This is a genomic window from Acinetobacter lwoffii, assembly GCF_022809915.1.
GTDB classification, from domain to species: Bacteria; Pseudomonadota; Gammaproteobacteria; order Pseudomonadales; family Moraxellaceae; genus Acinetobacter; species Acinetobacter lwoffii_M.
Genome location: NZ_JALGQY010000032.1, coordinates 24401 through 34241, shown reverse-complemented (window position 1 = coordinate 34241; position 9841 = coordinate 24401). Strand labels below are relative to the sequence as shown.

The window sequence follows — 9841 nt, the reverse complement described above, 5'->3', positions numbered from 1 at the left end:
AAGAAATTATCAAAGTTCTGTTGCTTTAGCCTGTATATTTTTATGGCTACCTTTATAGGGTTAATTATGAACAGTAAATGTCAACAGACCCTACTTGTATCACTAAAACCCGCCTTGAGCGGGTTTTTTATTGCCTAAAATTTAGAGGTCAGCATGTCTGGTAAAAACTTAACATTCAAATTAATCATGGATGCCGACACTAAAGGTTTTGTTGGCAACATTAAGCAGTCGGAAGACGCAGCTAAATCTGTATTTAATGCAATAAAGCAAGAATCAGAACGGTTAAGACAGGCAACAACTGATACCTCTAAAGAAATGGGAAATATTATTCCTAAAGGCACCAGTGAGTTAGCAGACAAGCTTACCCAGTCCCTAAATGCTGCTACAGGCATTATCAAAGATGCTGGTGACAACGCAAAATCTACAGCAGGCAATTTTACTGATTTTGGCAATAAGACCGAAAAAGCCCTAGGTCAACTTAAGAGTGATTTGGCTCAGGCTAAGCAAAACCTTGAGGCGTTTTCAAAAACTAAAGCTTCACCTGCAGATATTGAAAAAGCACAAGTCCAGGTTGATCAACTTGAAAAAGAAGTTCAGCAAGCAGATCAGGCTTTTAGCGGATTTCAGGCAGAAGTAGGTAAGGCAAATACAAGTCTAAAAGAAACAGATACAGCAGCCCAGACGGCGCAGAAGGGAATAGGGGTACTAAAAACCGGATTTACCGCCCTTATTGGGGTTATGGGTGGTATTGGTATTGGCTTAGGCCTTCGTGAGTTAGCAGAGGCCGCGGATTCCTATACCAACCTTTCAGCTCGAATCAACATTGCAACCAGTGATGGTGGTAATTTTCAGCAAGCCATGGCTGGTGTGCACCAAGTCGCATTGATGACTAATTCAAGCCTTGATGCTACTGCAGGTCTATTCACAAAAGTGAATGATACCGGTAAGCAGATGGGGATGACCCAACAGCAAAGTCTTGATCTGGTCAAAACCATTAACATGGCCATTCAGACTGGCGGCGGATCAGCAGCTGCAGCTGATGCAGCAATCATTCAACTCACGCAGAGCCTCCAAAGTGGCGTCCTAAGGGGGGACGAATTTAATTCCATCATGGAGCAGGCTCCGGGCATCTCTAAGGCCTTAGCTCAGTCTTTGGGTGTGACTACCAGTGAGCTGCGTAAGATGGCCGAGAACGGCGAACTGTCAGCCGAGAAGGTCATTAAGGCCCTACAAAGTCAATCTGCTGCAATTGAAGCCGATTATGCTAAGTTCCCAACCACTATTGGCAATGCCTTACAGCGAATCGCTACACAATGGCAGATTCTGATTGGCACCATGGACCAAGCAAACGGTGCATCGGCAACAGTAGCGCAATGGCTGGTTACTCTTGCTGACAATATGGACGTAGTGGAAACCATACTTGAAGATATTGGCGAAGGCTTTATCTGGGTAGGGGATCAGCTTAAGAAGATTGATCCAGCCACAATTGAGGCACTTAAAGAGGCATTAAGTACTGCCTACGAGACTATTCAGTCGATGGCAAGCTCTTTAGGTAATGGAATTGGAATCGCCGTAGATCAACTTGATACATTGCTTGGAGCAATATTTAATTTTGAAAGCGGTGTAGACACAGCAACAGATAAGACTAATGGCTTCACCAAAGCCCTGCAGGCTCTCAATGTAGTATTTGGATTCATTGGTGATGGTTTTGAAGCAATTAGTATAGTTGCCAACCTGCTTGCTGGCGTGTTTTATGATGTTGGTGCTGCATGGATAGGGTTTAAAGCCAATTTCAAATGGGACGATGCCAAGGATCAGGCTATTGCAGATATGGATGCAATGGCCAAGAAAGCACAGGATTATTATGACCGTGCAACTGCTGGTGCAATGGGCTTTAAATCTGCAGGTATTGCTGCTATTGAAGACATTGGAAAGACCCAAGATCAGAAAAACCAAGAATCCCTGCAGAGCAACAATGCCACCTTTGCAGAACTAGCAAAGCAGAATCAAGAATTTACCCAAAAGTCTAAAGATTTGGCAGGTGAACGTGCTGCCATTGATACACAATTAAATCAGGCTCGCAAGGATGGCAACCAGTCGACCATTGATGCAATTATCCAAAAATCTAATGAGCTGGAAGGCCGCGAGAAGGAGCATGCAGCCAATAAGGCCGCATTAGATAAGGATATGCTGGCTTCTGCTCAAGATTATGCCGAGGCTGCTATCAAAGCCAATGGCGGTGTCATGGATGGCGTGATGCAGGCCGATCTATTAACCAAGGGCTATATCGTTACCATCGATGAGGCGGGAAAGGTTAGTGTTCAGGCGAGTCAGAGTGCAGAACAGGCTGCTGAAAGTGCTGCTAAAAAGGAAGAAGCCTTAAAGCTGGCCAAGGAGAATGTTAAAAAAGCCGATGAAGAGTATCTGGCTTATCAGAAACAGGCTGCAGCTGAACGTGCAATTCTGGAACAGCAGATTGAACAAGCCAAAAAGTCTGGTGATTTAAACGCCTTAGCATCTGCCCAATCCTCAATTAATGCCATCAATGCTAAAGAAGCAGAGTTGGCCAATAACCGTGATTTACGAATTGCTGAATTAAATAAGGCTAATACCGGATCTGGCCAAGTGGCTGAAACGGCATATTCAAGAGCCTCTGCCGCTGCCAAGTTGTTTGGTGTGGATCTGGATGTTTCACTAAACAAGGTTTCTAAGTCTTTTTCTGGTTCTGGAAATGAACTGGATGGACTTAAGACTAAGTTAGGTGAGGCAGGGTATACCGGTAAACAGGCTGGTGATGTTCTTTACCAAGCATGGGAGGAGTGGCTTAGTAAGGCGAAAAGTCAAGCTGAGATTGATGCGGCAAATGCCAAAATGCGTGAGTTTGAAGCGCAGGGTGTGTTCTCAACCAAGCAGGTTGAATTGGGTATTGTTGCAATAAAGAGAGCCACCTCTGAACTACCTGATGTCTTGGATGAAACAGGAAGGGCTTTCGAGCGGCTTGGCATTAAAACAAAAGAGCAACTTCGATTGTCAGCTCAAATGGCATTGGCTGATTTTGAAACAGTACGCCAGAGCGGCCAGGCTACTCAAGCGGATCTTCAAAAGGCTTATGAAAAGACAATTCAGCTGGCGTATGCCTCGGGTGATGCTCAAAGTATTGCTGCAGCAAATGCCAAAGCTGCCTCACTAGGTTTATCGATCCAGGTAAGTGAAACTGGCCAAGTTTCAGTGAAAGCCAATAACGCTGTGGAAGAAAGCTTACACCGTGTTCGCAATGCCACAGGTAATGCAGGTGATAGCTTTGATGATCTAGGTCGTAGAGGCGTTAGAGCAGGTAACGATACTACTGAAGCATGGGAAGAAGCTCGCAAAGCAACGGAAGCAGCTATGGCTTCTCAGGGCAAGATGAAGGCATCCAAAACCGGAACAACCGCTAAACACGGGCTTTCTGTTGAAGAAATTGAACAGAGGCTTAAGGATATTGGTTATGAAGGTGATACCAAGCAAAAAGCCAAAGAGCTCTTCCAAGATGCCGAACCAGTGGCGGGTGGTTATTACAAATCTGCTTCCAATGAGTGGGTGAAGAGAAAGTATGGGACCACTGCCTATGACAACCAGAAGGCTCTTGGTAATGCCATGTATGTTATGGAGCAGATTGAACGACTGGAGCAGTATGTTGGCAAGAATGGTAGATCAATCGGATCTAGTAACCTAAATGACTATGCGCCGTCTATTCCTTCCGTACCATCAACTAAAGACTATGGTAAGGGTGGTGATAGTGTGAATTACAACATTCAATTTGGAGGTCAAACCCTATCCCTTACAGGCGATGCAAGCCAAAAGGATGTGATGACCAGTCTGGTAAATCAATTAAAAGGTATAGCGAAATCAACATGAAACTAATTCGCTTAGCAACATCCGAAACCGTCCCATTAGAGGACGGTTTTTTATGGCCTGATGAATTTTCATGGAAGGCCATTGAGCAAAATCAGGCCTATGCCATGGATGGCACTTTGCATATTCAGGAAGGCAAAAAGAAGTCGGGTCGACCAATTACTTTACAACCGGCAGATCCGCAAATGGGCTGGGTCAAGCTACGTGAACTACGGACTGTTTTGGAGTGGTCAAAACTGCAAGATGAAAATTTCAGACTGCAGTTTGAACAACCGCATGACAACCGGCAATTCACCGTCAAATTTAACCACCAGGATGGGGCTTTAGAGGCTGCACCGGTAAAAGGAATTCCAGCCGTTTCGCTGGATGATTATTTTAATGTGACCTTACGCTTTACGGAGCTAAACGATGGCGATTGAAACCAAGGATTTAGTGATCTACAAGTCTGAACGCTTGACTGATAACACGGATGGCGGTGGTAAATATTCTGGTGTTGTGGTCCAGGATGGTATCAGTAATAACCTATTCAATGATGTGTCGGAAATGGATCGCACCATGGGCGATGTGTCCATGCGCAAGGTCTTTCCGGCAGTCACAACCGAAGACACTGACCTATTGATGGGCGCCACAGTATTTGTATCTGAACTGCCCGCAGATCCAAACGTATCGGCACTGCTATTTAGCACCAAGAACTGGACGGATGAGCGCCAGTCGGCACAGAACCGGGTGGAAAACTACCTAGCAAAAGGCGGCCAGATCGCAGGTACACGACTGGATACCCACTGGAAAGGTATGTCATCGCTGCAGGTGGCCATGTTTCCGCAAGAAACTGAATCATCCGTTGGGGATACGATTGTCCTGATCAGTGATGAAGGCAAGGTATTAGAACGTGAGCAGTACGTACGAATCACCAAGGTTGAAACTCGTACCGCAGTCATGGTGGTGGATGGCAAAAACGTGGAATACAAGGTTGCCACTTACTCTCTAAATGATGCTCTGGAAGTTGATTTTGTCGGTTTATCAGCACGCCAGTGGTACAACGGTGAGAAATCTAAAACTATTATCCGCGACACCATTGTTGCTGATACCGGTCTGTATTACTCATCTACAGCACTGGCTTCTGATGCCAATGTTGGTGAATTTACCGTAAATGCCAAAAGCATCTTTGCCCAGCTCATTCCATCAGCTCAGACTGAAACACCAATCATTGATGTGAATGCGGCTGGTGAAAGCGTAGTCCTGGTAGCGGGTAATGAAGGTACCATCACGGTCAATTATCCGAATATGGTGATTGGTGTGAGCCAGAACCTGTATATCGGTTCAGCAGTGATTCCATCCAGTGTGTCATTCACATTACAAGGCCAGCAGATCACCGATCAGGGTGGCTTGCTTAAAAATACTCAGGGCACTCAGGTCGGCACGATTGATTATCAGCGTGGTTTGATTCAGTGGACTGCGGCAGCACCGGCTGGAACCGTAAGTTTGAATATTACGTTTAAACCAGCAGCTGCACCGAATCAGTATTACCAGAGTCACGCCATTCCGGTGACTCAAAATAACCAAAGCACCAACTGGACTGGAGTTTTAATCCCGATTCCAGCACCGGGAGCTTTGTCGATTTCTTATATGTCGCAGGGCAAGTTCTATGAGCTTAAAGATGATGGTTCAGGCCAGTTAAAGGCCGCCAGTCCATCTTTTGGTTCGGGCATGATCAATTATGAAACTGGCTCATGGCTGCTCACCACGGGTGCTTTGCCGGATGTAGATACGCCGATCCTGCTGAACTGGGGCACACCGATTATCACTTTTGTGCGATCTAATTTAAGTGTTGAAAAAGCTGCATTTGATTTTAATTTAGGTAGACCGGGTGTATTGCCAGGTATCACCATCAACTGGTTGCTTGAGGGTGAGTCCAAAACAGCGACTTCCAATGCTCAAGGCAAGTTTACTGGTGATGCGACGGGTGAAATCAACTATGCCACGGGTACCGGCAAGATCATTCCAAACAAGTTGCCACAGAAAGGCACAGTCTTTTCAGTGATCTATAACTACGGCACTTCACTTGAGCAGACCAAGATGGATGTTACTCCTGTAAATCAAAAGCTGACCTTTACCATTGGTACCGGACCAGCAATTCAGCCAAATAGTGTTGAGCTAAAAATTCCACTTCAAAGCAGTGAGGGGATTTCAGGGTCTGTAACCCTGACGGATGTGCCGGTGAATGCCACCATGGGGAATTTAGTGAATAGCCGTGGTCAAGTGCAAGGCACCATTATCTATGCCACTGGCGCAGTTGAAGTCACACCAAAAAGTACAGCGAGCAGATTTGTGCAAACCTTTACACCTATGGCTACCTATGCGGCTGCCTAGCGAGGAAATATGTCTTTTTATTCTCCACAAACGTCAGACATTCAAGGTCAGCAGGTTGAATTAAAAGCCCTTAATGCTGTTGATGTTCAAGTGAAATACCGCGATACATCAGGTTCCAATTCGGCAACCCATACAGTGACGGCCAACAAGCTCAATCTGGATTTATCCTCCGGTTTTGATGAGCAGATTTTGACAGGTTCAGCGCGCTTTAAAGTTGGCGCCGATACTTTTCTGGATCGTACTGGCTTACTGTATCGCAATGTGAATCCGGCGAATAACAGCGGGATTCAATCCGGCATAATCCAGTACGGCACAGGGATTGTTGAAATTGATTCCTGGACATCGAATGCAGACAACACGATTGCACTTGAATCCTTAACCACCACAACAGACCTATTGCCAGTTAATAAAATTAGTTTCAGAACCCCAATTATGCCGATCAGGCCCCAATCCTTAACCGTGGTGGTGGGTACGATTGAGCATGGACAGCTAACTTTGACTGCTGATGAAAATGGCTTGATCGAAACTAGTCAAGCGCATGGTCAGGTGAATTGGGATAATGGTTTTGTCGTGATTAATTTCTATACTAAAACCAAAATCACCGAAGCCAATCGTACAGCTATTGAGGCGAATGACTGGTATGACCCATTGCTTGAATACCAAGAAGGAGCAGACACCTATATCAATATGCCGGTCTGGGTGGATGCTTCATCGGTGCGTTATAACGCAGTAGCTTATACCTATATCCCACTAGACTCTGAAATTCTAGGTCTGTCTGCTACACGTTTGCCGATCGATGGCCGGGTGCCGATATTCCGCGTTGGTGGTATTGGCATTGTTAGCTCAAGCAAGACACAGGAATTAACAAGTGCAATTGCAGGGACCACATATGACCTGAACGATCAGCGTATTTCATGGGCTGAACTGGGAGATGCTAACGGAACGAAAGTACCTTTTGATTTCTACAGTATTGATTATGATTATGGCCGAGTGACATTGGGCGGTGACTTCGTACTGGGTAATCTGGTTGCACCACTGACAATCAAATACCGCTATCAAGACATGGGCTTGATCCGTGATGTGCAAATCAATGGTCAGCTGACTTTTACCAAGCCTTTAACCCATAACTATGATGCAGTAGATACCATCGTCGGTTCTGCTTTAGTCATTGGGGATATGCAGGCGCGTTACACCCGAAAGTTTGTGCAAGGTTCGTGGAGTAATGCCTGGGCAGACGAGCCAAGCTCAAGCATTTTAGCCAACTACAATGACTCGCTATATCCACTCCAAGTGACAAATAAAGGTGCGATTCAGGAGCGTTGGGCATTGATCTTTACTGATGCACAATCATTCCGCTGCATTGGTGAATACTCTGGCCAGATTGGTATCGGTAACATCAATGCGGATTATGCGCCGATCAACCCAGTCACTGGTGTTCCATACTTCATTATCAAGAAAGAAGGTTGGGGTTCGGGGTGGGCAAATGGCAACGTCCTGCGATTTAATACAGTGGCTGCAAACTTTCCTGTTTGGGTGATTCGAACCGTGAAGCAATCTGAACCAGCTGTGATATCAGACCAGTTCCAGATCATGCTACGTGGCGACATTGACCGCGTGCTGTAAACATTAATTTAAATATGACCGCTTTGTGTGGTCTTTTTTTTTATAGGTAAAAAAGATGGCAGGTTTAGTAAAGCACTATCAAAATACCATGAAGGGCATCCCTCAGCTATCTAATGCTTGGGGTTCAATGATCAATTTACTCGATGCGGTCTTGGTTAATGGTTTTAATCATGTGCCAGTGATAAGCATAAGCAAGTCAACACCTACTGCTATTACCGCAACTATCCACTTGGGCAGTGGTCATGGTTTTATTGATCGCCAAGTGGTACGTATCACCGGCTCAACAAATGGCTGGGATGGTGATTATAGGGTTTTAAGTGCTTGCACAAACACAATTACTATTGAATGTACAGATTCGCACTCATCTGCATTAAATGGCACAGCGACCTGCTTTACTGCACCGCTTGATTTTGAAATTGCTCATCAAACCCCAACAGAATCCACAACTCCAAAACGTGCTTATCGCTCTACAGATCCTGAGTCACTTGGCTTAATTTTGCTTGTACATGATTTTTGTTCGCCCGGGGCGGCGGCGGCTGGAGCAAAATTTGCAAAGGTAGGCGTGGTGTCAGGTATGACTGATATTAACAATATTACTGGTGTGCAAATGCCATACAACCCCGCAAAACCAAATAGTAATTGGGAGTGGGATGGGGAGTATCATGGGTGGGCAAAGTGGTATTATCGTACTGCAGATCACGGAGGTCCAGCTAGTAGCAGTAACGATGATGTATCGGTATCCACTATTATAAATTCCAGTTTTTTAGTGGTGGGGGATGGGAGTGGTTTCTCTTTGGATGTTACAGTCAGTAACACAGGTCTTTTCCTAACATACGGATATCTTGAATTTTTAGATGCCAGAAATAATACTAAAAATCTAGCTTTGTTAGCTGCTGGACTTCAGATAAAGACAAAGCAGAGAGATAGTATCGTTGCACACGCTAGATCCGGAATAAGGTTAGGTGGTCACACTGTGGCTGCGTATGGCGGCTTAAATTTAAATGCAGCTATTTGGTTTGATGCGACAGGAAGCGCAAATTACGAACTTGCAGGTCAGTCTATTTATCTAGGGCAGGGCAACAATAAAAACGCCTCCGTATCCGCATCTAGTAATGTGTTTTTTGTCCCCTTCATGCTAACAGTTGGCGATAATTATATTGGATATCTACCTTTCATTAAGAGCACTGCTAATTCGTCTAATGTGGAAGGGGTTTCAAATATCGGCAAGTACGTTACACGCTACTCAATGAATGAAGCAATACTTCTTATTAAACATGGCTATACACTGGAGCAAAGATAAATGGATATATTAACCCCCATTAATTTATCTATACATGCTCAGAAATGGACAGCCATAGCTGGGCGCATATATGAGCTAGGTATTCCGGTAGCAAGACAAGTCAATATTTATAATCGAAATAATGGCATGTTAATAGCTACGACTAAAAGCGACGCTGATGGTCATTATCAAGTAAATATTCCTTTAATTAATGCTTATACAATTACATCTATCGACCCAAAGCGTCAGTTTAACGCAGTCATCCAAGATAACGTGGTGCCAAAATGAGTAAAACATCAGTCAATGCTCAGCTTGCCATGATTCAAGCCTTTGCAAATTTTATGGATAGCGGTAGCCAAAGTGCTACCGTTATTTTTTATGAGGGTGTGCAGCCTGCCAGCCCTGCGGTTGCAGCAGATTCGAATAATGCTTTGGTAACACTGAATTTTCCAGAGCCATGTATTAAAGAAGTCACAGCCAGTTATGTAGAGCTTCATCCAACCGACACAGCAACGGTTATTAAAACTGGTACCGCAACTTGGGCGCGAATCTACAACGGTGCTGGCGGGGTCGCTGCCGATCTTACTGTTGGCACAGATATATCTTTAGCGAATACCAATCTGGTTGTGGGTGGTACCTTGTCTATCCAATCAATAAAACTCAGACCTTAATTTA

At 44.9% G+C, this 9841-nt stretch carries 7 protein-coding genes; all 7 read left to right on the top strand.

Annotated features, from left to right (window positions below):
* Window positions 1–153: 153 nt before the first annotated feature.
* Genes MTX11_RS13765 through MTX11_RS13735 form a run of 7 tightly spaced genes read left to right on the top strand, consistent with a single transcriptional unit; the run spans window position 154 to window position 9837 of the window.
* The gene (locus MTX11_RS13765) at window positions 154–3897 is read left to right on the top strand and encodes a tape measure protein (RefSeq protein WP_243475373.1); all 3744 of its coding nucleotides are present in this window, start codon (window positions 154–156) and stop codon (window positions 3895–3897) included.
* A complete protein-coding gene (locus MTX11_RS13760; protein ID WP_243475372.1) occupies window positions 3894–4313 on the top strand; it encodes a hypothetical protein in 420 nt (139 codons plus the stop codon). Before MTX11_RS13765 ends, MTX11_RS13760 begins: the two co-directional genes overlap by 4 nt.
* Window positions 4303–6264: a hypothetical protein gene (locus tag MTX11_RS13755; RefSeq protein WP_243475371.1), complete on the top strand. Its 1962-nt coding sequence runs from the start codon at window positions 4303–4305 to the stop codon at window positions 6262–6264. Before MTX11_RS13760 ends, MTX11_RS13755 begins: the two co-directional genes overlap by 11 nt.
* A 9-nt stretch (window positions 6265–6273) precedes the next feature.
* Window positions 6274–7887 carry a hypothetical protein gene (locus MTX11_RS13750; RefSeq protein WP_243475370.1) on the top strand — a complete coding sequence of 538 codons (1614 nt, stop codon included), beginning with the start codon at window positions 6274–6276 and terminating at the stop codon, window positions 7885–7887.
* Window positions 7888–7942: 55 nt separating this feature from the next.
* Window positions 7943–9187, top strand: coding sequence for a hypothetical protein (locus MTX11_RS13745; RefSeq protein ID WP_243475369.1), 1245 nt, complete (start codon window positions 7943–7945; stop codon window positions 9185–9187).
* A complete protein-coding gene (locus MTX11_RS13740) occupies window positions 9188–9454 on the top strand; it encodes a hypothetical protein (protein ID WP_243475368.1) in 267 nt (88 codons plus the stop codon).
* Complete coding sequence (locus tag MTX11_RS13735) at window positions 9451–9837, top strand: hypothetical protein (protein ID WP_243475367.1); 387 nt, start codon at window positions 9451–9453, stop codon at window positions 9835–9837. The genes MTX11_RS13740 and MTX11_RS13735 overlap by 4 nt, the downstream gene beginning before the upstream one ends.
* Window positions 9838–9841: the final 4 nt, after the last annotated feature.

Bases quoted from the DNA above. Each gene is read 5' to 3' on its own strand.
- MTX11_RS13765 (WP_243475373.1), top strand. From the start codon at position 154: ATGTCTGGTAAAAACTTAACATTCAAATTAATCATGGATGCCGACACT.
- MTX11_RS13750 (WP_243475370.1), top strand. From the start codon at position 6,274: ATGTCTTTTTATTCTCCACAAACGTCAGACATTCAAGGTCAGCAGGTT.
- MTX11_RS13745 (WP_243475369.1), top strand. From the start codon at position 7,943: ATGGCAGGTTTAGTAAAGCACTATCAAAATACCATGAAGGGCATCCCT.
- MTX11_RS13735 (WP_243475367.1), top strand. From the start codon at position 9,451: ATGAGTAAAACATCAGTCAATGCTCAGCTTGCCATGATTCAAGCCTTT.
- MTX11_RS13760 (WP_243475372.1), top strand. From the start codon at position 3,894: ATGAAACTAATTCGCTTAGCAACATCCGAAACCGTCCCATTAGAGGAC.
- MTX11_RS13755 (WP_243475371.1), top strand. From the start codon at position 4,303: ATGGCGATTGAAACCAAGGATTTAGTGATCTACAAGTCTGAACGCTTG.
- MTX11_RS13740 (WP_243475368.1), top strand. From the start codon at position 9,188: ATGGATATATTAACCCCCATTAATTTATCTATACATGCTCAGAAATGG.